This is a genomic window from Acinetobacter sp. ANC 4973, from assembly GCF_002135275.1.
GTDB classification, from domain to species: Bacteria; Pseudomonadota; Gammaproteobacteria; order Pseudomonadales; family Moraxellaceae; genus Acinetobacter; species Acinetobacter kyonggiensis.
Map to the genome: position 1 here is coordinate 1 of NZ_NEGM01000022.1, position 22,804 is coordinate 22,804.

The following is a 22,804-nucleotide window of genomic DNA, read 5'->3' on the forward strand; positions in this document are numbered from 1 at the left end:
CACATAGCCCTTGGGGCGTGTTTAGTATTGCGGCAACCATTCCCATTGCATTGTTCATGGGCGTATACATGCGTTATATCCGTCCAGGAAAAATTGCCGAGGTTTCGCTCATTGGCTTTGTGTTGATGATGGCGGGAATTGTTTATGGTGGGAATATTGCAGCCGATCCTTATTGGGGGCCTTTGTTTACGCTCACAGGGACGCAATTGACATGGTGTTTGATTGGTTACGGTTTTATTGCTTCAGTCTTACCTGTGTGGTTGTTGCTTGCGCCACGTGATTACTTATCTACATTCTTGAAGATTGGTGTGATTGCAGGTCTAGCGGTGGGCATTATGGTGGCATTACCAGAAATGAAAATGCCTGCTGTAACGCATTTTATTGATGGTACTGGCCCTGTCTTTGCTGGATCTATGTTCCCATTCTTATTCATTACGATTGCGTGTGGTGCAATTTCAGGTTTCCATGCGTTGGTTTCTTCAGGAACTACACCTAAACTGGTCAATAACGAAGTGGATATTCGTATGATTGGTTATGGGGGGATGTTGGTGGAATCTTTTGTTGCTGTCATGGCAATGATTTGTGCCACTATTTTAGAACCAGGTGTTTATTTTGCAATTAATGCCCCTGCGGCAGTCTTGGGTACAACGGTTGAAAGTGCTGCTGAAGCTGTCCGTACTTTAGGTTTTGTGGTAACTCCTGAAGCATTAACTTTGTTGGCTCAAGAGGTTGGTGAAAGCACAATTTTATCACGTACAGGTGGCGCTCCAACATTTGCGATTGGGATGGCGCATATTATTACGGAAATTTTTAATAACCGTTCAATGATGGCATTTTGGTATCACTTTGCGATTTTATTCGAAGCATTATTTATTTTAACCGCAGTCGATGCAGGTACACGTGCTTGCCGTTTCATGGTTCAAGATACGGTGGGTATTGTAATTCCGTCACTTAAAAATTCACATAATTTTTGGGGTAATATGGTTGGTACGGCTGTTGCTGTCGCGGGATGGGGCTTCTTTGTTTATCAAGGTGTGATTGACCCACTTGGTGGTATTAACAGTTTGTGGCCTCTCTTTGGTATTGGTAACCAAATGCTTGCTGCAATGGCACTTATTTTGGGTACGGTTATCCTATTTAAAATGAAGAAAGAGAAATATGTTTGGATCACAATTGTTCCCACCATTTTCTTATTTATTACCTGTATGACGGCAGGCTGGCAAAAAATCTTCCATGAGAATCCAAAAATTGGTTTCTTGGCTCAAGCTAACCGATTCTCTGATGCGATTGCGCGTAATGAAATTTTAAAACCAGCCAAAGACATTACCGAAATGCAAACCATTGTCTTTTCTAATCAAATCAATGCGGTACTTTGTGGTTTCTTTATGATAGTGGCAATTGTAATGTTGTTTGCTGCAATTGGTGTGATTCGTCGTGCATTGGCAGATCCTAATCCAAGTGTGCGTGAGTCAGAAGCCATTTACAGTGATGAAATTCCAGTAGGAGAGGTGAAATGAGTCTAAAAGATCAAATTCGCCAAAAACTGGCTTTGGGCAAAATTATTAAATTTACTGTGCTTGCACAGCCCAAGAAATTATTAATGTTAAATGGTATTAAAACCATTCAAATTATTTGGCAGCGTCTACAGCAAAGTTTTCGCTTGATGGTGGGGGTGCCTGATTATCAGACCTATTTAGAGCATATGAAAAAAAATCATGCCGATTTAGTACCCATGGATGCCAAAACATTTTACCGTTACTGTGTGGATGCACGTTATCCAAGTGCGAATGGTGGATTGAAGAAATGTCCTTGTTAGTTTCGAACAAGTGTTTGTCAGAAATCTTTTGATTTCTTTGGAAAAATAAAAAAACGGTGTATGTTACTCATGCACCGTTTTTTTATTGGGGATAAGAGTGTGATTTGGGGGACGAATAAAGTTCAAAAACAAGAACTCACGCATGAACAGCTAGAACTGAATCATAAAGTTGCATCTTATGCTTTAAAGGTTGAAACATTTTTAACTCAAATTAATAGCATTATTTTAGATAAAGAAAACCAAACTAAATTGGCTTTGAGTTGTTTGTTGGCAGGCGGACACGTGTTGTTTGAAGATTTGCCTGGGCTGGGGAAAACGACATTATCGAGTGCCTTATCACATCTTGCAGGGCTTAAATTTCAGCGCATTCAGTTTACCAATGACATGCTGGCAAGCGATGTGATTGGTGTAAACATGTTTAATCAAAAAGAACATCAGTTTGCGTTTAAACAAGGCCCCATTTTCACCCAAATATTATTGGCCGATGAAATTAACCGTTGTAGTCCAAAAACGCAAAGTGCTTTACTTGAAGCGATGGAAGAGGGTTTGGTGACTGTGGATGGCGTGCGTTACCCATTACCACAACCTTTTTGGGTGATTGCCACGCAAAATCCATTGTTTCAAAGTGGTACTTATACGTTGCCAGAGTCGCAGCTCGATCGCTTTTTAATGCGCTTGTCACTTGGCTATCCCTCACGTTCAGCAGAAAAATTACTCTTACAACAAAATTCACGCTATGCCTTAATTGCGACACTCAAGCATGTGTTTAACGAGCAAGAAATTTTAGCGATGCAACAATTGGTTAATCAGGTGCATATTGCCGATGCTGTGTTGGAATATCTGCTCAATCTTGCCGATGAAACCCGTAAAAAACAACATGGATTGTCGACCCGTGGTTTATTGGCTTTGAAAAAAGCAGCACAAGCCTTTGCTTTTATTCAGCAACGTAGTTTTGTGACGCCAGATGATGTGCAAGCGGTGTTTGTTGCTGTGGTTGCTCATCGTATTGGCTTGAGTGAAGCTGAAACAGTGCAGTTGATGCAGCAAGTCAATATTAGCTAAAGGAAGATCAATTTGAGCAATCCTTGGCAAAAATGGTTAGCGGCACGTTTTCAATTTGAAAAAGTCAAACAACTCTCGCAAAAAGATATTCTGATTTTTATCTATCAACAGGGTTATCTGTATTTGGTATTGATTTTGATTACTTTTATTGCAGGAGTGAATTATGCCAACAACTTGATTTTGGGCTTTTGCTTTTTGATTAGTGCCATTTTATGTATTAGCTTTTATTTAACATTTAAACAATTACATGATTTAGGCGTTGAGGTGTCTATTGCTGAAATAGGGCAGGTTGGCAAGAGTGTTGAATTGCAATTACATTTTCAACAAGCGCAAAAGCACTCCCGTTATTTATGGATTAAAACCGATCAGCATTTAGAAAAAGTCCTGATTTCAGAACTCCAGCACAAAATCACGCTTTCTTTTTTGCCTGAAAAAAGAGGGAAATTTCACTATCCAACCTTACAGATTTATTCAGTTTATCCCTTTGGATTGGTTCGGGCATGGACTTATTTTTATTTAAAAGAGTCTGCATGGATTGCACCCAAAGCTGCATTTTATAGTGCTGAAAATAAACAGCAGAAGCATAATTTTGAACCAGATATGGATGAGTTTCGTGAATTACGTAATTTCCAGTTGGGGGATGCGTTACAAGCGGTGTCATGGAAGCAAGCTGCACGTGGGCAAGGCTTATATATCAAAGTGTTTGAACAGCATAATGATCAAAGCAATATTGAAATTCATTATGCCAATATGCCCAGTACAGAACATGAAGAAAAGCTGAATTTAATGATGGGATTGATTGAACAATGTGAGCAGATGCAATGTGATTATGCAGTGTATTTACCACAAGCTGAATTACCTGTAGGCATTGGCGAAAATCAGTTAAGACAAGCAAAAAAACTTTTGGCACAGGCTTAAATTATGATCCATGCTGATATTAGAATTTCAATTTTAATCACAATGGTCTTGGTCTTTATTGCGCAGGTGTTTTTTAATCCTGTTTTATTAAGTGCTATTTTTGCGCTGATTTTGCTTTGTTTATTTTTTAGTTTAAAAGATCAGAACAAAGCCGTCGCTAAGATGTGGACATTTGTATTGACCATTTTAGCTTTAGTCACGATTTATTTTAGTTATAAAAGTTTTATTGGTATTGAAGCGGGGGTTGCTGTTTTATCGACCTTTTTGTTTGCAAAGGCTTTAGAAACCAAGAATAAGCGTGATGTTATTGTTTTGTTTAATTTTGCTTTGTTTGTTAGTGCCAGTTCCTTTTTATATAGCCAATCCATCTGGATGGCGCTGATAATTGTGCTGTGTTTATTAAGCTGCTTAATTGGACTTTATCGCCTACAAACCAGTGAATTTAAGTTATTAGAAAATCAATCGGCAGCATTAAAAACTGATGCAAAACATGTGGCTAGATTTTTAATTTTGGCTTTGCCTTTTTTTATTTTACTGTTTGTATTTTTTCCACGGTTACCACCACTTTGGCATATTCCAATTCCAGAACAACGAAGTGTCACAGGGATGAGCGATAGCATGTCACCTGGTGATATTGCTCAGCTTTCACAATCCACAAGTTTGGCTTTTCGAATTATTGGAAATATGGATAAATTTCCGTCACGCAATGAACTGTATTGGCGCGCGATGGTTTTAGATCAATATGATGGAAAAACATGGACCAGCAGTTTTATCAATCAACAGCCTGTTTTAGAAAATAAGTTCTCTGGGAAATCGAAACGTGGTTTTGATTATCAATACTTGGCTGCTGATGCACGAGTGATGTGGGTGATGGGCTTGGAAAAGTCAATTCCACTTGAAACAGAGTACCAATTAAAACAGGGTATGAGTATTACCCCGATTCGTCAAATTTTGCGTAATCAACCTATTAAATTGCATTGGTTGGGTAATATTGAATTGCCAGAGTCAGCATTATTTAAATCGAATATATTGAAAAAAATAAATACCCAAATGCCAGAAGCATTGGATGAAAAATCACGTCAATTCGCATTAGAAATGTTTACACAAAGTGGTCAGCAACCCGATCAATATGTGCGCAATATTTTGCAATGGTATAAGGAAAATGGCTTTGTATATACATTGTCACCCGGTTTATTAGGGGGCAATCGTATTGATGAATTTTTATTTCAATCTCGACAAGGCTTTTGTGAGCATTATGCTTCGAGTTTTACCATGTTGATGCGTTATGTTGGAATTCCTGCACGAGTTGTCATTGGTTACCAAGGTGGGCAGCTTGCACCCGACCAAGCGAGTTGGGAAGTTCGTCAGCTTGATGCACATGCATGGACAGAAGTGCAATTGAATGGAAAATGGCAGCGAATTGATCCCACAGCGATAATTGCTCCACAACGGATTGATGGGGGTATGCAAAATTATATTGAAAATGATCGTAGTATTTTAGGAAATAAAGAACAAAAATGGAAATATCAACGATTTTCAATGTTGAAAAATATGCGTATTTGGACTGACTATGCAAGTTATCAATGGCAAAGTAAAGTCGTGGGATATACTGCTGAAAAGCAGCAAAGCTGGTTGTCAAAATTAGGTTTTCATTCTGCTTATGCGAGTGCACTTGTCTTGCTATCAAGTATTGTGATCGTGATTATTTTTTATTTTGTTTGGATTTATTACCGTAATAGACAGTATGTTTCTGCATATGAGCAAGCGATTCAACAATTTTCTAAGCAATTGCCGCAAAATTTACGTAAGCAACCCGCTGAAACTTTTTATATGTGGATGCATCGTTTGGCAGAATGGGTTGAAAAAGATCAACAACCGATCTTTATACAAACAGCGGAATATTACCAACAGCAACAGTTTTCATGTGAATTTAATGCTCAACAAGCAATGAAATTTAAATGGATGCTTAAAACTTGTGCATCTGCTTTAAAAAACAATAGAAAGCCCTTGTCTTAGAAAATAAAAATGAATATGATTCACAGCACTTAGGTGTATAGCTCAGTTGGTTAGAGCGCTACGTTGACATCGTAGAGGTCAGCAGTTCGAGTCTGCTTATACCTACCAAAATTCGTTGATTAATCAACACAATAAAGCCCACTCATTGTAGTGGGCTTTTTGTTAGGGGGATTTTCGGGGGAATTAATAGTTTTCTAATATGGATAAGCTTCAATTCAAATTTTAAAATAATGCTTTATCTATAGCTGATTTTCTCAGGTTTAGGCGCTTCATGACCTTCAATATAGTGATCAGTCATTTTCACAGTTGCATGGCCCGCTAAAGCTTGTGCATATTTTTTACCATATTGCTGAGTGATGTTATACAAACCTAATGCTCGTAAATCATGTAGAGATGGGCGCTGCTTCGGTTCAAGATCATCATATACACCAGCCAAGTCCCGATACTTTTTAAACTGCTTCGTTAGATGGTCTTCAGTCACTGCAAAGGGGTGTAATTTTGCAGTACGAGTTTGTTCGTTAATTTTATCTGGGCGAGTAGATATTAAATATGGGCAGCGAAGTTGCATAGAATGCTCAACACACTTCAAAACTGTTTCTCTTAACTCTGGATGCATATCGACTTCAATGAAAATCGGTTTGTCATAGTTTAAAGATTTGTGCTGTAAAACAGTCATAGTGTTGTCTTTGATATTAATGGCCGATCTTTCCATAACAACTAGATCGGCACGCCGTTGCACAGAATGAAGTGCTAAATCTATTGCAAGGCATAGCCAAGCAGGTGAAACAGATTTAATCTTTTCAATAGCTTCATTTGAATGACGTAATTTAACTTTTTCAGGGCGAATAGGCTTTAATGTCTTTTCAACAATATTTTCATTTGCCCATTCATGCGCCGTAAAATATTTCCAAATATCTATTAATAAAGAGCGATGTTTTTCAGCTTGATAATCAGTCTGATTATTTAAATAAACCGCTATCATATTAAGCGTGATTTCATTACAGGCAGTATTGGCCCACATTTCTCTATATTTATCTAAATTCGCATTAATGATTTCCATGGTGGAATTCGCATATTTCTTTTTAGATAGTCGGTTTTTAATAAACTCATTAAGACCTTGTTCAAAATTTGGAATTTGAGTATCTGGTCTTTTAGCATTATTAAGAATTCTCGAAACAATGTCAGGGTTTCTATCGAGTGCAGCATTTAAGGCTTGTGCAGCCTTATGTTGGCCACGGCAAAATTGTTTCGAGCGACCAGTCATCACACCAGTGCCTTAATTGTGAAGCGCAATATTTTAACCAGTGATTACATTCCTCATCCGTTGTTAAGTCGCCATGAGTTTAATGCTTTGGCTCTGAATCTTTTAACCTTTGCCAATTGTTATGTGCATGTGAAACGTAATCGTTTTGGTGGGGTTGTTGGGCTTGGATCTAGACCGGCACTGAATATGCGAAGGGCATTGGACTTATCAAGTTATTATCAGTTGGGCTATGACCAGATCAATAACCATAAATTTGAACCTCAAGATATGATCCATATTTTTGAAACTGATATTGGACAGGAAATTTACGGCATACCTAATTATTTGAGTAGTGTAAATGCGATTTTATTGAATGAAGCAGCTACTTTATTCCGTCGTCGATATTATAAAAATGGAGCACATGCAGGTTTTATTCTACACATGACTGATGCATTACAAAGTCAGCAAGATGTCGATGATTTAGAAGATTCGCTTGAAAACTCAAAGGGGGCAGGCAATTTTAAAAATTTATTGGTTTATACACCCGGAGGAACGAAAGATGGAGTTAAAGTCATTCCACTGGCTGAAGTTGCTGCCAAGGATGAATTTTATAATATTAAAATAGCCAGTCGTGATGACCAACTTGCAGGGCATCGTATACCACCGCAACTCATTGGTGTAGTACCACAAAATGCAGGTGGCTTTGGTGATATTGAAAAGGCTGCAAAAGTTTTTTATTACAATGAAATTGTTTTTTATCAAAACTTACTTAAACAGGTCAATGAACGATTGGGTGTGGAAGTGATAAAGTTTAAAAATTATGAGCTTTTATCCACTAGTGAGTAGTTAAAACTATTCATATTTTATAAAAATATTTTTGCATAAAAAAACCCCGACATCCTGTCGGGGTTTTTCGTATTTGATGCTTAGGTATAACTCCTGTCGTACCTCACATTCCTTGTATCAGATCTTGTTATTCTTATCTGGAGCATCCTGCTCTCTATGTCCCCATTATAAGAAATCAGTGTGAGGTTGTATAGCCGCAAAGGGCTTGAATCCATGTGCGCCTAAGCGTACATAACTGTTTAAATTTTACCCCAAGGGTTATCCGCAGAAATTGGGGATAATTTGAGCAGTGGATGAGTTGATAATGCACACTAAAGTTTCAATTTGATCAAATAATGATCTATTTTTCTGGCGATATTTTACAGAGTTGTACATAAAAAAGCCGACTTGTTTCCAAGTCGGTTTTTTAGGTTTTGCGTCCCAATTTTTTATAGCATAACTTTTTGAAATTTAAAACTATTTCCAAGAAATTTCGTATAAGCACCATTATGTTAAATGGACTCATTTTTGAAAAAGGGTAATTCAATTTTTATGATCTAGGTGATTTTCAGAATCTAGCAATAACATTTTTCTTGTTAGGATTTTTTTCAAATATTTAGGGATATCTATATACAGAGCAATTCCTATAGGGATCATAAAGAAACCAATAGGTGCAAGGAAAATTGTAAAAACTAGAATAGTACCAACCGTAATAAATAAAATTGCAAATAATTTTACTAAGAAAATAGTTATTTCTATTTTTAGAGTTATCTTTTGTTTTTTCTCCATCATGTAACTTTAACCATAATTATTTGATATTAAAAAACTTCCATTATTAACATAATACACCTTATACGAAATGCTTATTGTAAGCCCCAAATAGAAATGTCCGGTTTCTCCAAAGTAAAAATGTCCGCTTTTAGAATACTCACCTAGAGATTTTCTGAGCGGGCTGTTTAATATGTTGGTGTCTATGTCGGATAAAGAACTTAAACGATTGTCAGTCTTACAAGAAGTCTGTGATCGACGCATAACGCAATCCAAAGCCTCCCAGCTCTTACAACTATCAGAAGTCAGATCCGGCGCCTAATTCAAGGATACAAAGCACAAGGTCCTGCTGCATTAGCCCATGCCAGTCGTGGTCAATCGAGTAATTCCAAATTATCAGAAGAACTCAGATTACAGTGTTTAACCCTTATTGCTGAACAACTCTATGGCTTCGGACCGACCTTGGCTCATGAAAAGCTCACGACTACTCATGGATTCAATATTTCAGTAGAAACACTGCGTTGTTGGATGATTGCAGCTGACCTATGGCTTCCACGATCTAAACGCATGAAACGCCCGTATCAACCCCGCTATAACCGTGATTGTTTCGGTGAACTGATCCAAATTGATGGTTCATACCATGATTGGTTTGAAGGACGAGCTGCTAAATGTTGTTTGCTGGTTTATATTGATGATGCGACAAGCAAGTTACAGCACTTACATTTCTGTGAATCAGAATCAGCCTTTGATTATATGCTTTCGACACGTTTTTATATCGAACAACATGGTAAGCCTTTGGCCTTTTATAGTGATAAACATTCAGTATTTAGAGTCAATCAAAGCAGTAAACAAGAGACCAAGATGACTCAGTTTGGACGTGTTCTAAGTCGATTGAATATTGATATTATCTTTGCCAATTCACCGCAAGCCAAAGGCCGGGTGGAACGAGCAAATAGAACACTTCAGGATCGTTTGATTAAGGAGATGCGCCTTGAAGGCATTGATACGATCACACAAGCAAATGCGTGGCTTCCCTTTTTCATTGAGCAGTTCAATCGTAAGTTTGCCAAAGTGGCCTCTAATCCCAAGGACTTACACCGTTCTATCACTGAAACCCCTGAAGAATTAGACGATATATTTACTTGGCGTGAGCCACGTAGGGTCAGTAAAAGCCTCACGATTACCTATGATAAGTGCATCTATATTTTAGAAAACATCGAACAGAATCATAGTTTGATTGGTAAATATATCGAGTTTTTAGAATACCCAGATGGTACGGTTGCAATTGAATATCAAGGAAGAAAAATCAATTACAGCATCATCGATAAATTAAGCCAGCTCAACCAAAGAGAGATCGTTGAGAATAAGCGTTTGGGTTCTGTCTTGGCACATATTCAACAACAGCATGAGGAATTAGAACAACAAAATAAACGTAATCGTTCTCAAAAGATGCCAAGCAGACGTGCACAGAAAACAGCAATTCAACAAAGAAATCTGAATCCTGTGCTTGACTTGGAAATGCCTGTATAGGACATTTCTATTTGGTTTTAAGGTAGGACATTTCTACTTGGGAATAACACAAATTTTATCCAAATAGTTATTCGATACCTTCACATAGTTCTGTGCCGAATAAGGTAAAAATTCCAGTTCTTTTTCTGTCAGTGGACGAACTTGTTGTACTGGACTTCCGACATACAAATAACCACTTTTTAGGACTTTACGGGGTGGCACTAAACTGCCTGCACCAATCATGACATCATCTTCAATAATCACATCATCTAAAACAATGGTATTGATGCCAATTAAAACGCGATTACCCACAGTACAACCATGTAAAGTCACATGATGACCAATGGTAACATCTTCGCCAATAATGAGCGGTGAACCATTGGGTTTTTCTGCTTTTTTATGGCTGACATGCAACATGGCATGGTCTTGTACATTAGAGTTTTTGCCGATTTTGATATAATTGACATCACCGCGAATGACGGCAAAAGGCCAGACTGAAACATTTTCAGCCAAAGAGACTTCACCAATGACGACGGAAAGTTCATCGATATAACAAGTAGCATCAATTTTAGGATGATGATCTAAATAAGGGCGAATATTCTTTTTCATGATGAGCAGTCAATATTGAAGGGCTAGAGGAATTATAAAATAAAAAAGCACTCATACCGAAGTAGAAGTGCTTTATCTTTAGTTTAAGGCTCAATTAAAAGCATTGCGGCTTAATTAAAATAAGTTACTAAAGAATTGTTTGATATGGTCAAGCATTTTTGCAAAGAAACCAGCTTCTTCAACATCTTGAAGTGCAACGAGGGGTTTTTCTGAAATCACTTTACCATCTAGGCTAGCAACATATTTGCCAACCACTTGACCTTTTTTCAGCGGAGCCGTGAGTTTAGGTTGCACAACCAATTGCGTTTTGATGGCATTGGCTTGACCTTTCGGTAAGGTAACATTGAAGTTTTCAGCTAAACCAATTTTTACTTCATTTTCTTTACCGTACCAAACTTTGGCTTTGGCTAAGATTTGATTGGCAGGCTGTACTTTTACAGTTTCAAAGTTTGCATAACCCCACGCTAAAATTTCACGGGTTTGTGATGCACGCTCGTTCATGCTTGGCGCACCAAAAATCACTGAAATTAAACGCAGTGGACCACGTTTAGCAGAAGTGGTTAAACAGAAACCTGCTTCATCCGTGTGACCAGTTTTTAAACCATCTACACTTGGGTCGGTATAAAGCAAGGCATTACGATTACCTTGTTTAATGCCATTAAAAGAAAATTCTTTTTCAGAGTAAATTGGGTAATATTTTGAACTGTCATGAATGATATGTTGCGCAAGGGTTGCCATATCTTTTGCAGTCGAGTAATGACCTTCAGCAGGCATACCTGTTGAATTGATGAAGCTAGTATTTGTCATACCAATACGTTTTGCTTCTTCATTCATCATGTGAGCAAAAGTACCTTCATTACCCGCAATATGTTCTGCCATGGCTTTAGAAGCATCATTACCTGATTGGATGATAATCCCACGCAGCATTTCTAATGCTGTTGCAGTACCGTTAAGTGGCACGTACATACATGATTCCGTGCTACTACCACGACACCATGCAGATTCGTTCATACGAACTTTTTCATCTTCCGTGAGGTCGCCACTCAACAACTTTTGTTCGATGATATAACTGGTCATCATCTTGGTCATTGAAGCAGGTGCTAATTTTTCATTTTCATTTTTTGATGCGAGGATTTGCCCCGTCTCATAGTCCATCAAAACATAAGATTTATTATTGAGTTCTGGAGGTGCAGATAAGACAGTTGCTGCGTAAGTAAAACTTGGTAATAGTAATAATGCAGCAAGGGCGCTTTTGTGGGTCATTCGAGGTGATTCCAGTATCTTGATATAAGCACAAAGAGCTTAGCATTTTAGGATAAAGCCACACCGACTTCTACGGGGAAATCGGCTTATTTCAAAAGTATTGTAACCAATTTGTATCAATTACTGTATGTGGTCAATTCTTGGCAAATTTCTTTATTTTTAACATCACCTGCTTTTTTCGCATCCGACTTTGCTTCAGCTAAAATGCTTTTAAAGCTTTTCTGTTTGCTTAGCTTTTGCAGTGCATTGACGGGGTCTTGTTCTTGCGGTAAGTATTCTTGTGCAAGTTTTGCATAACCTTTTTTGAATTGATCATTTTCTTTGATCAAACTTGGGCAAACTTCGGATAAAACATAAATAGCAGCAAGTTCTTGTTGGGTGATTTTTTGAGTTGGGGTAACTTCAATATTTTCATTTTGTTGCGTAGCTGCATGGGTAACAGAAAAGGTCATGAGCGTAGTGGTCAAAAGACCTAAAGAAAGAGATTTGAACATAGATAATTTCATTGAAACAGACCTAAATTATTTAAAAACAGAACAATATAAATAAGCTTAACTATATTTTTATGAATTGTAAGTACACAAATGTATCGAAGCTGTTGAAAATTGCAGTCACAATGAAGGGAATTTTGCATCTAGTTTGTAGATAAAAAATAGGGCATGAAAATGAATATTTCCGTGCCCTGAGAACATACTTAATATGGCAGATCGCCTATTTAGAAATGCCTTATGTATTATGCTTCGTAATTTACTACATCATCACAAACTGATTTTTGTTCATCCTTACTGGTTTCTTTTGCAGCTTGACGCGCTTCGTTCAGAATTGATTTATATTCAGTGTCAGATTGGATTTTATCGTAAGTCATAGATTTATCTGAATAGTTTTGCAGATAAGATTGAATCAGCTGATGCGTGTTGTGATCAAATTTTGCATTTTTACCAATGATAGCAGGGCATACTTCAATCATGACTTGAGCTGAAGCAATATCTTCTTTAGCCATGGTATCGGCTTCAGCTGGTGTTAAATCCTCATTAGCTAAAACGGCTTGTGATAATAGCGCTGCAACGCCTAAGCTCAGTAAGCTACGAAATGAAATCAATTTAATCATTTTTTAGTCACATATTTTGAATGGATGTCGGGCGTTAAATATATATAATTCTTTATATAATTCAATCAAATGTTCTTACCAGTCATTTTTAACCATTACGAGATTTTTTAAGTGAATATATTAATTGCCAACGATGATGGTGTTTTTGCTCCCGGTATTCAAGCGCTTGCGCATGCTTTAGCCCCACTGGGTCGTGTGGTTATTGTTGCACCTGAAAGTGAGCGTAGTGGTTTTTCCAGTGCCTTAACTTTAGATCGCCCATTACGTCCCATCCAAATTTCATCTGATGTTTGGGCTGTAAATGGAACGCCAGCAGATTGTGTGTACTTATCCATGAATGGTTTATTCGATTTTGAATTCGATCTGGTGGTCAGTGGAATTAATAGTGGTGCCAACTTAGGTGATGATGTTCTTTACTCTGGAACAGTGGGTGCTGCTTTTGAAGGTCGGTTAATGAAACAACCTGCGATTGCAGTCTCAATGGCAGGACAAAATGTTCGTTCCTACGAGCATGCCAAAGATTATGCAATTGCTGCCCAATGGGTACATGATTTTATTGCTGCGGGTTTACCTGTGTTACCGCCACGTCATATTTTTAATGTGAATATTCCAGATGTGCCTGTATTACAAGGTGCAAAAGTTACCTACCAAGGTCGACGCAGCCAATCAAAACCGATTACCAGTCATGTAGACCCACGTGGTCGTCAAGTTTATTGGATTGGTTTGTCTGGTGAGGCAGTGGCTGATCCGCAAAAAGGCTTAACTGAAATAGAATCCGATTTTTTTGCAGTGGCGAATGGTTTTGTGAGTATCACGCCGATTCAAATGGATGCGACAAATTACGAGATTTTAAATACATTACAAGCACAGTTTTCCAAATAGTGCCAAGTAGTGTTATAACTTTGTGAAAATGCAGGACTGAAATTATTTTTCACATACTTTTTTGCTAATCTTAGCGTAAATCAATAAATACATTTGTATGTAGAGAGGAAGATTAATGCACTTGGTGTCACAATATCGCTTATTTGCTGTGCCTTCAGCCTTGTTGAAAACCATAGTGTTGTCTACGGCTGTTATTTCCACTGTTATTTTGAGTGGTTGCGCTTCAAAACCACAAATTAATAATGTAACGCGTTATGCAACAGCACCAGACTATTATACCGTTCGATCTGGAGATACCTTAAGTGGGATTGCTGCACGTTATGGTTTAGGTTATGTCAGTGTTGCGGAAATGAATGATATCGCGTCGCCGTATCGTATTTATGTGGGGCAATCTTTACGTTTAAAAGATTCGGGTTCACGCCGTAGCACAACAACACAGGCAGTGACACAAGCTGCACCGATTCAACGTCAAACTGTGCAACTGCCAACCACCTCAACTAAACCTGCTGCGCCTGTGGCAGCGAATATCCCAACAGCACCAGTATCATCTTCTAAAGTATCGGCTTTACGTTGGGTGAAACCAAGCAATGGCTCAGTCATCCAAAACTTTAATTTAGCCAATAATATTAAAGGCATTCGTTATGCTGGAAATATCGGTGATGCTATTTATGCAGCAGCCGATGGGCAAGTGGTTTATGCAGCAGATGGTTTGAAAGAATATGGTAATTTGATTTTGATTAAACATGTGAATGGTTATATTTCAGCCTATGCACATAACAGTAAAATGAATGTGAAAAGTGGTGATAATGTGACCGCAGGTCAAAAAATTGCAGAAATGGGAGCATCTGGTACAAGCCGTACAATGCTGGAATTCCAAGTGCGTTTAGATGGTAAGCCAATTGATCCAACTAGTGTTTTACCTATTAATTAAATAAATTAATACAATGCATGAATTTCACCGTATAATACAATGAGTTGCTTTTATCGTAAGGTAAAGCATCTCATAAGTTCAGAGGGAAATTTATGTTAGATCAACTTCGAGCAATGGGTGTATTTGCTTGTGTTGTAGAAAAAAATTCGTTCAGTGGTGCAGCCCGTGATTTAGGCATCACCACAAGCGCTGTTAGTCAGCAAATTCGTTCTTTAGAACAAGAGATGGAAGTTACACTTTTGCATCGTTCTACCAGAAAGTTGAGTTTGACTGAAGCGGGACAAGCTTTTTTCCACAGCTGTCAAGAAATGCTCGCTGCTGCAGAGCGCGGAAAAATACGAATCAATGAGCTGCGTGATGACCTAATTGGTGATTTACGTATTGCAACGACACCAGAACTGGCTGCAAATCATGTTATTCCAGCGTTGTCACATTGGATGTCGGCTCACCGTGGTTTAGCAGTTCATATAGAAGCAGATAATCAATATATTGACCTCATTGATGGTCGTATAGATATTGCATTGCGAATGAGTTCAAAAATTGAAGATAGTAATTTGCATATTGTGCCGCTTGCTCGTGTTGAGCAGGTTTTGGTTGCATCACCAAGTTATTTGAATCAATCAGCACCAATTTCACGTCCTGAAGATTTAAAAAATCATGACTTAATTCCAATTAATGTGATGAAAAATTATCAAAGTTTTTCATTTAAACATGGCATAACCAATGAAATTATTAGCTTAGACATGCGATCTAGGTTGACTTCAAATAATGTTTTGGTTGCCAAAGCATTGTGTCAACAGGGGCATGGTATTGCTCGAATTTTATATTTAGATGTACAAAAAGATTTAATCAGTGGTGCTTTAGTTGAAGTGTTACCAGAGTGGAACTTACCCAGTTTTACTTTGTATGCCATTATTGCAAAATGTGAACAACAGCCAATGAAAATCCATCGTTGTCTAGAAGCATTAAAACAATATTTCTGCCAATTACCTGGTGGTAGAATCTATCAAGATGCTTCATAAAAGCAAATAGGTATTAAAAAAAGCCGCTATTAGCGGCTTTTCATATTTTTAGATTGCGTATTTAACGAGATAAAAACTTAAGCTAAAAATGCTTTAATCATTTTCACAAGTCGTGCAATTAATTGATCTGCCTGTTCTTGAGTGATGTTTAAAGTTGGGAGCAGGCGAACAACGGAACCCGCAGTGACGTTAATAATCAGATGATATTCATCGCGTGCAATATTCACCAACTCAGCACACGCTTTTGGTAATTCAATACCAATCATTAAACCAAAACCACGTACCGTCACAGCTTGATCGACTAACTGTTGCTTAAGTTGGTCAACAATATAAGCGCCCATTTTTGCAGCATTTTCAACAAGGTTTTCTTTTTGAATCAGATCAATAACGGTATAAACAACACGTGAACCCAATGCAGTTCCGCTGTAGGTTGAACCATGATTACCCGCAGTGAGTACACCAACACCACGCCCTTGGGTCATCACTGCACCAATCGGAAAGCCATTGCCTAGACCTTTAGCTGTAGTTAAAACATCTGGAACGATGTTGGTGTGCTGGTAAGCAAAGTATTTACCTGTACGACCATTACCTGTTTGAACTTCATCAAGCATCATTAACCAGTTGTGTTGGTTACACATTTGACGAATTTCATCTAGGTAGCTAAAGCCTTGAGGTGCTGTATTTACACCACCTTCACCTTGAATCGGTTCAACAAAAATAGCCACAATATCTGGGTGATGAATGGCTGCTTCCTGAATGGCTTCCATATCACCAAAAGGTACGCGAATAAAACCTTCCACCAGTGGGCCAAAACCTTCTTGAACTTTTTTATTGCCCGTTGCAGAAAGGGTTGCCATAGTACGGCCATGGAAAGAATGGTCTGCAACAATAATTTTAGGATGAGCAATACCTTGCATAAAACCAAATTTACGTGCAATTTTAATTGCACCTTCATTGGATTCGGCACCACTGTTGGAAAAGAAAATTTCTTCCATTCCTGAAACTTCAGCAAGTTTTTGCGCCGCCGCAGTTTGCCATGGCACTTCAAATAAATTGCTGGTGTGAATAAGTGTTGCAGCTTGGTCAGCAATGGTTTCTGCAATAACAGGATGGGCATGACCGAGACCACACACAGCAATACCTGTGAGTGCATCAAAATATTCAGTGCCATCTTCTGTATAGAGATAAGAACCTCGACCGCGAACAAAGCTGATCGGTTGACGACCAAATACTGGCATCAAATGTGAAGGTTGATCAGGTTGTACAGGAGCAAGGGTAACGTTATTCATGACTAACTCTTATCTGTTCGGTGGAAAAATAAAAGTTTATATAAGCAAAATCTACCCAAGAAGAAAAGCCTAAATAGAAATAAAAATGGAAATATTGCTTTAATCATACTGTTTTGCGAAGTTTTCGGTATAATGCGAGGCAGATGAGTTGAGGATTTATCAATGACTGAACAAGCACGCGATACTGAAGCGTTAATTCGTGACCAAATTGCTAAACATGCAGTACTTCTTTATATGAAAGGTACGCCGCAATTCCCACAATGTGGTTTTTCTGCACGTGCGGTAGAAGCACTCAGTCAAATTGGTCGTCCATTTGCTTACGTTAATATTTTGGAAAACCAAGACATTCGCGCAATGTTACCGCAAATCGCAAATTGGCCGACTTTTCCACAATTGTGGATCAATGGCGAATTAATCGGTGGTAGTGATATCATGCTTGATATGTTCCAAAAAGGTGAATTAAAATCTTTAGTAGAACAGTATAGCCCAGCAGCTGAAGCTTAATTTTAGTTGTTGTAAAGCATAAAAAAAGCGCCATTTGGCGCTTTTTTTATGGCTATTTTTTAAGAAGCGGATGTCTCTACTTCTGGTGCAGCATTAACCGTGTTTTCAGATTCGACAACTTCAGTAGGAGTCGGCTGTTTTTTAGCTTTTTCTTTGTTCTTTTTTTTGTTCTTTTTCTTTTTTTTGGCTTTTTTCGACTCTTCTTCAAACTCTGCACCATCTTCAATGGCTTGCCAATATTCAAGTTGTTCCATCACTGCAGCATAAATCGAATTTTTGCTATAACGACCTTTTTTATTTAAGGTGCCGACAGGGCGAGCCATTAAAATTTCTAAGGCTTGGTCAATTGTCTGAATGGCATGAATATGGAACTGACCTTTTTCCACTGCTTCAATTACATCATGGCGTAACATTAGATGTTGCATATTTTGGCGTGGAATAATGACCCCTTGTTTACCTGTTAAACCCTGAAGTTTACAAGCATCAAAAAAGCCTTCAATTTTTGCATTGACGCCACCAATCGGTTGAACTTGACCCAGCTGATTCATTGAGCCTGTAATGGCCCAAGATTGGTCGATGGGTAGTTGGCTAATCGCAGACAATAATGCAGAAAGTTCAGCCACCGTCGCACTGTCACCATCCACTTGACCATAGCTTTGTTCGAAGGCGAGGGCAGCAGAAAAATGTAAGGTTTGCTCACGACCAAAGTGTGCCTTTAAAAAGCTGGACATCAGTAATACGCCTTTGGCATGTAATGAGCCACCCAGCTCGACACTACGTTCAATATCAAGAATATCACCACCACCTTGATAAACCGATGCTGTTAAACGTGAGGGTAAACCAAACTCAACATCTGCATAGTGAATCACTGAAAGCGCATTAATTTGACCAAGACGGTGTCCTCTGGTCTCAATCAACTGTGTACCACGAGACAAATCTTCCCAATATAATTCACGTAAATATCCTAAGCGGTATTTACGGTGGTCGAGGGCGGTATTGATATGCTTATCTGAAACGGTTTTATCATCCGCTTTGAGCGCATGATGGTGTGCTTCACGAATCAAATCGCCTAAAGTTAAAGCATGTAATGACAATGAACTTTGATCTTCAGCTTGACGACTAGAGTCGGTGAGCAATGCAGCTAAAGCAGAACGGTCGAAAGGCAAGAGTTTATCTGATTGCACATAGTCGGCAATCAATTGCATATAAGCCTGCTCATTAGTGTCATTACGTTGTAATGTATCTGTAAAGTCAGCACGAATTTTAAATACGCTGCCGAGTTCGGGTTCAACTTCTAAAATTTCATAATAAACTTCAGGTTCTGCAAGTAAAACAACTTTTAAATTCAATGGAATAGATTGTGGTTCAATTGAAATACTACCCGTTAAAGTCAGCATGTGTTCCAGTGAGGATAATTTGAGTTGCCCAGATTTTAAAGCACGTTTTAAACCTTGCCATGCATATGGCTGTTCCAGCAGTTGCTCAGCTTCGAGCATTAAAAAGCCACCATTGGCTTTATGTAATGTCCCTGGGCGAATGAGGGTGAAATCTGTGGTGATCGTACCATTTTGAGTTAATTGTTCCACATGACCCAGTAAATTGTAGTGGGTTGGGAAATCTTCAAAAATTACTGGTGCACCAGAATTGGGTTTGTGCGAAACAATAATATTGGCTTGATAACGTGCAGGAACACGACTGAATACCCCTGGGGTAAAGTCATCTTCTTCTTGTTCAAGTACGATTTCGACATTATTAATAATGTCTTCAGCATAATATTTTAAATAGTCTTTTAAGCCTTCGACTTCAGCAAACTTATTTAAAATTTGCTCAATACGTGGCATCACCACTTGTTTTGCAATATCACGATTTAAAATTTGTACTTTATCGCGTGCATCATCTTCTAAATCACCTAAATGTAAACCTAAGCGTTCCAGTTTTTTGTCCATGTAACGCATGTTGGCTGAAATTTCAGCCCGTTCTTTGCTATTTAATGCATTAATTTCTTCCGTGGTCATTTCTTCAGGTGAATCATTAATCAAATGTACTGGAACAAAGCAATGTTCTTCATTACGCGTAATTAATTTTAAATCAAGCGTTTCACCTTCTTTGGTCAGTTCAATCAGCGCGAGTTGTTGCTCATCCCCAGTATGTTGGCGAATGAGTTCAATCCGATTGTGATAAATTTCAGCGGTAAAACGACGTTCTAACTGTTTTAAAATGGTTTTCCATGCTTGGTGCAGCATGGTTTGAAATTTTGCTGCTTGCCCTGAAGGAAGTTCTAATGCAATCGGTTGACGGGGTAGTTTAAAGTTATAAACATAGACCCAATCATTTGGTGTAGGCATGGTTTTAGCGTGTTGTTGTAATAAACGCTTAACCATGGTGCGTTTACCGAGGCCTGCCGTACCTACAGCAAAGATGTTATAGCCTGAATAAGGTAGTGCAATCCCTGCTTCTACAGAGGCACGTGCACGATCTTGTCCCAAAAAGTTATTGAGTGGTTTTAGGCGGCGCGTTGACGCAGGAATTTTATCGTAATTTGGAATATGCGTCAGTTGTTCAGATTTCAGTTTGGTTTTTTCTAAAGTACTTTGTATTTCTGCTTGTTCAAATGCTGAGATTAAAATATTTTGGCTTGGTTGTTCATTGTTGCTAATAATATTGGCAGATAAAGAAGCGTTCATTTGTTCGAGTCTTTGTGTCACTGTGAAATCCAAAACGAAATATTGCGATAGAGATTTAAAGGTATACAGGTTTGTTTGAAAAATTCAAGCAGACATGATGCTTTAATCGATAAAATAAAATAATGATTTCGTAAATGGTGTTGAAACCTATCGCATTACGCGTTTGAATAGCGATATTGAGTTTTTCAGAACATAATAAATCAATGACAACACACTCTACTGGATGGAAATCGGCTTTTACTGCATTTCTAGATCGCCGTGCGCTTATTATGCTGTTTTTGGGTTTTTCGGCAGGTATTCCAATATTACTGATTTTTTCGAGTTTATCTTTATGGCTTGGAGAAGCAGGAATTGATAAAAGTGCCGTCACCTTTTTTAGCTGGGCTGCACTAGGTTATTCCTTTAAATTTGTTTGGGCGCCATTAATCGATGAATTACCTGTGCCTATACTGACCAAAATATTAGGGCGACGTCGTGCATGGTTGCTCATTGCTCAAATACTGATTATCTGTGCCATTTGTATCATGGCATTTTCCAACCCTGCGTTAGGGCAAAGTTATTTGTATCAAATGGCAGTAGGTGCGGTGTTGCTCGGTTTTTCTGCTGCCACACAAGATATTGTCATTGATGCTTACCGTATTGAACTGGCTGAAACACAAATGCAGACGGTGCTTGCCTCGACTTATAATGCAGGCTACCGAATTGGGATGATTGTGGCGGGTGCAGGGGCATTATTTCTGGCCGCGTCTTTAGGGACAGCAAAAGGTAACTATATCTACAGTGCATGGAAAATCACCTATTTAGCCATGGCTGCGGTCATGTTGGTGGGTATTATCACCACATTGGTGATTCGTGAGCCACAAGTCAATCGCATCTATAAAGACTATAAACGTACCGATTACTATCGTTTGGTCGCAGTCTTTTTTGTGGCTGTAATTAGTTTTGTACTGAGCTATATTTTCTCTGGTACTTTAACTGAAGCACTTAAATCACAATTTGGAATTTCAGATTCTTTCTTACTTTTTTGCTTTGAAGCATTACGTTTTATTGGCTCTGCTGTTGTTGCATTATTGATGGGTTCATTGCTGGTGAAAATGGGCGCTGTAAATAAGCAAATGGCATTTGAAACTTGGGTTAACCCGATTGCAGATTTCTTTAAGCGTTATGGCGTTAAACTGGCATTGGTGTTGTTGTTATTGATTGGTTTTTACCGCATTTCTGACATTATTGCGGGGGTTATTTCAAATGTGTTTTATCAAGATTTAAACTTTACCAAAGAGCAAATTGCCGAAGCGGTTAAAATTTATGGAGTGATTTTTAGTTTGGTGGGGGGCTTTTTAGGTGGCTTACTTGCACAGCGCATGAACATTATGAAGTTGATGTTTGTCGGTGCTGTATTGGCCAGCTCAACCAATCTTATTTTCATCGGGTTGGTAAAATCAGGTCAACAACTCAATGATGTGAATGTCACAATCGGTCAACATCGTTATCATGTACACTCTGATGAAGTTGGATATTGGAAATTAAAAGTACCGAGTCAGGTGTTGGCGCAAGCAAATGAAGTACAGGTCACTGCACAATATCAGGGTGCTTCGCAAAATCCAGCGGTTACTACTTTGCCTTATTTAAAGCTTGCTGATCAACAACCCAGTATGCAAATTTTGCCTGTGACCAGTGACAATATCATTACCTTGCATGAACGAAATAATAGTTTAGTGGTTCGCGGTCAATATTTTGGACCGACATTATCTGAATCGCAAAAAATTATCTTAAAATTAGATGATCAAAATTTTGATGCCAATCTAGATAAAACAGGTGTATTTAGTGCGGCAATTCCAGCCGATACTTTGGTGAATTCTGCTTCAAAACGACTTGTCGCAGAAGTTGTTGAAAATAATAAAATCCTTGTCAGCACTCAGCACAACTATACTGCCAATATGCACTTAACCACCGCTAAAGATTTAGATCTTAATATTGATCCTTTGGCTGCGGTGAACCCTCAATCCGCTGATGACGTTGAAATTACAGGCAAGGTGATTAAACCTTATAGTTCTTTGTGGTTATATTTCGCCATCATTGTCGATAATCTGGCATCTGGGTTGGCGGGTGCAGCGTTTATTGCATTCTTATCCAGTTTAACCAGTGTGTCATTTACGGCAGTGCAATATGCCATTTTTAGCTCGCTCATGACCTTAACCCCTAAGATTTTAGGTGGGTATTCGGGTACTATAGTGAGTAATATTGGTTATCCGAATTTCTTCCTCATGACTGCCTTAATTGGTATTCCAATTTTAGTTCTAGTAGTTTGGGTAGCGAAGTTATTAGGTGAACATCAAAATGCAAATAGTAAATAAG

General features: G+C 38.4%; 19 protein-coding genes, 1 tRNA gene and 1 pseudogene. 13 read left to right on the plus strand and 8 right to left on the minus strand.

Features of this window, described 5'->3' with window-relative positions:
- The 6 genes from B9T30_RS15300 to B9T30_RS15325 form a co-directional block, all read left to right on the plus strand.
- Positions 1-1,517: carbon starvation CstA family protein (locus tag B9T30_RS15300; protein WP_086185761.1), on the plus strand; the 1,517-nt coding region annotated here is incomplete at its 5' end.
- Positions 1,514-1,816, plus strand: coding sequence for a YbdD/YjiX family protein (locus B9T30_RS15305; protein WP_074947180.1), 303 nt, complete (start codon positions 1,514-1,516; stop codon positions 1,814-1,816). The genes B9T30_RS15300 and B9T30_RS15305, both read left to right, overlap by 4 nt.
- 69 nt (positions 1,817-1,885) lie before the next feature.
- Positions 1,886-2,878 carry an AAA family ATPase gene (locus tag B9T30_RS15310; protein WP_413772577.1) on the plus strand — a complete coding sequence of 331 codons (993 nt, stop codon included), beginning with the start codon at positions 1,886-1,888 and terminating at the stop codon, positions 2,876-2,878.
- 12 nt (positions 2,879-2,890) lie between these two features.
- A complete protein-coding gene (locus tag B9T30_RS15315; protein WP_086185762.1) occupies positions 2,891-3,796 on the plus strand; it encodes a DUF58 domain-containing protein in 906 nt (301 codons plus the stop codon).
- A gap of 3 nt (positions 3,797-3,799) precedes the next feature.
- Positions 3,800-5,812 (plus strand): transglutaminaseTgpA domain-containing protein, encoded by a 2,013-nt coding sequence (locus B9T30_RS15320; protein WP_086185763.1) that lies wholly within the window; start codon positions 3,800-3,802, stop codon positions 5,810-5,812.
- Positions 5,813-5,843: 31 nt separating this feature from the next.
- Positions 5,844-5,920, plus strand: a tRNA-Val gene (locus B9T30_RS15325).
- 127 nt (positions 5,921-6,047) lie between these two features.
- Here the strand turns inward: B9T30_RS15325 and B9T30_RS15330 are convergent.
- Positions 6,048-7,076, minus strand: coding sequence for a tyrosine-type recombinase/integrase (locus B9T30_RS15330; RefSeq protein WP_086185783.1), 1,029 nt, complete (start codon positions 7,074-7,076; stop codon positions 6,048-6,050).
- Here B9T30_RS15330 and B9T30_RS15335 point away from each other — a divergent pair.
- On the plus strand, positions 7,038-7,901 hold the full coding sequence (locus B9T30_RS15335; RefSeq protein WP_086185764.1) for a phage portal protein: 864 nt from the start codon (positions 7,038-7,040) through the stop codon (positions 7,899-7,901). The two genes, B9T30_RS15330 and B9T30_RS15335, sit on opposite strands and share 39 nt — an antisense overlap.
- A gap of 522 nt (positions 7,902-8,423) precedes the next feature.
- Here B9T30_RS15335 and B9T30_RS15340 read toward each other — a convergent pair.
- Positions 8,424-8,672, minus strand: a complete 249-nt coding sequence (locus B9T30_RS15340) for a hypothetical protein (RefSeq protein WP_086185765.1) — start codon at positions 8,670-8,672, stop codon at positions 8,424-8,426.
- Positions 8,673-8,853: 181 nt separating this feature from the next.
- Between B9T30_RS15340 and B9T30_RS15345 the strand changes: the two are divergent.
- Positions 8,854-10,178, plus strand: a pseudogene (locus B9T30_RS15345) (ISNCY family transposase).
- A 33-nt stretch (positions 10,179-10,211) separates the two neighbouring features.
- Here B9T30_RS15345 and B9T30_RS15350 read toward each other — a convergent pair.
- The 4 genes from B9T30_RS15350 to B9T30_RS15365 form a co-directional block, all read right to left on the minus strand.
- Complete coding sequence (locus B9T30_RS15350; RefSeq protein WP_086185766.1) at positions 10,212-10,766, minus strand: gamma carbonic anhydrase family protein; 555 nt, start codon at positions 10,764-10,766, stop codon at positions 10,212-10,214.
- 114 nt (positions 10,767-10,880) lie between these two features.
- A complete protein-coding gene (dacC, locus tag B9T30_RS15355) occupies positions 10,881-12,029 on the minus strand; it encodes a D-alanyl-D-alanine carboxypeptidase PBP5/6 (protein WP_086185767.1) in 1,149 nt (382 codons plus the stop codon).
- A gap of 116 nt (positions 12,030-12,145) precedes the next feature.
- Entirely contained in the window at positions 12,146-12,535 is a 390-nt protein-coding gene (locus B9T30_RS15360; RefSeq protein WP_086185768.1) for an MCR_0457 family protein, read from the minus strand.
- Between the two features lie 227 nt (positions 12,536-12,762).
- Positions 12,763-13,137, minus strand: a complete 375-nt coding sequence (locus B9T30_RS15365; RefSeq protein ID WP_086185769.1) for an MCR_0457 family protein — start codon at positions 13,135-13,137, stop codon at positions 12,763-12,765.
- Positions 13,138-13,248: 111 nt separating this feature from the next.
- Here B9T30_RS15365 and surE point away from each other — a divergent pair, with 111 nt between their 5' ends.
- From surE to B9T30_RS15380, 3 genes are all read left to right on the plus strand, one after another.
- Entirely contained in the window at positions 13,249-14,019 is a 771-nt protein-coding gene (gene surE, locus B9T30_RS15370; protein WP_086185770.1) for a 5'/3'-nucleotidase SurE, read from the plus strand.
- Positions 14,020-14,134: 115 nt separating this feature from the next.
- Positions 14,135-14,950, plus strand: a complete 816-nt coding sequence (locus B9T30_RS15375) for a peptidoglycan DD-metalloendopeptidase family protein (protein WP_086185771.1) — start codon at positions 14,135-14,137, stop codon at positions 14,948-14,950.
- Positions 14,951-15,042: 92 nt separating this feature from the next.
- A complete protein-coding gene (locus B9T30_RS15380) occupies positions 15,043-15,972 on the plus strand; it encodes a LysR family transcriptional regulator (RefSeq protein ID WP_086165965.1) in 930 nt (309 codons plus the stop codon).
- Positions 15,973-16,049: 77 nt separating this feature from the next.
- On the opposite strand, the gene B9T30_RS15385 is transcribed toward B9T30_RS15380, so the two are convergent.
- Complete coding sequence (locus B9T30_RS15385) at positions 16,050-17,261, minus strand: aspartate aminotransferase family protein (protein WP_086185772.1); 1,212 nt, start codon at positions 17,259-17,261, stop codon at positions 16,050-16,052.
- A gap of 162 nt (positions 17,262-17,423) precedes the next feature.
- Here B9T30_RS15385 and grxD point away from each other — a divergent pair, with 162 nt between their 5' ends.
- The gene (grxD, locus tag B9T30_RS15390) at positions 17,424-17,765 is read left to right on the plus strand and encodes a Grx4 family monothiol glutaredoxin (RefSeq protein ID WP_004648446.1); all 342 of its coding nucleotides are present in this window, start codon (positions 17,424-17,426) and stop codon (positions 17,763-17,765) included.
- A 59-nt stretch (positions 17,766-17,824) separates the two neighbouring features.
- Here grxD and B9T30_RS15395 read toward each other — a convergent pair whose 3' ends face one another.
- Positions 17,825-20,449, minus strand: a complete 2,625-nt coding sequence (locus B9T30_RS15395) for a Lon protease family protein (RefSeq protein WP_413772578.1) — start codon at positions 20,447-20,449, stop codon at positions 17,825-17,827.
- A gap of 203 nt (positions 20,450-20,652) precedes the next feature.
- On the opposite strand from B9T30_RS15395, the gene B9T30_RS15400 reads away from it, so the two are divergent.
- On the plus strand, positions 20,653-22,803 hold the full coding sequence (locus B9T30_RS15400; RefSeq protein WP_086185774.1) for an AmpG family muropeptide MFS transporter: 2,151 nt from the start codon (positions 20,653-20,655) through the stop codon (positions 22,801-22,803).
- Position 22,804: the final 1 nt, after the last annotated feature.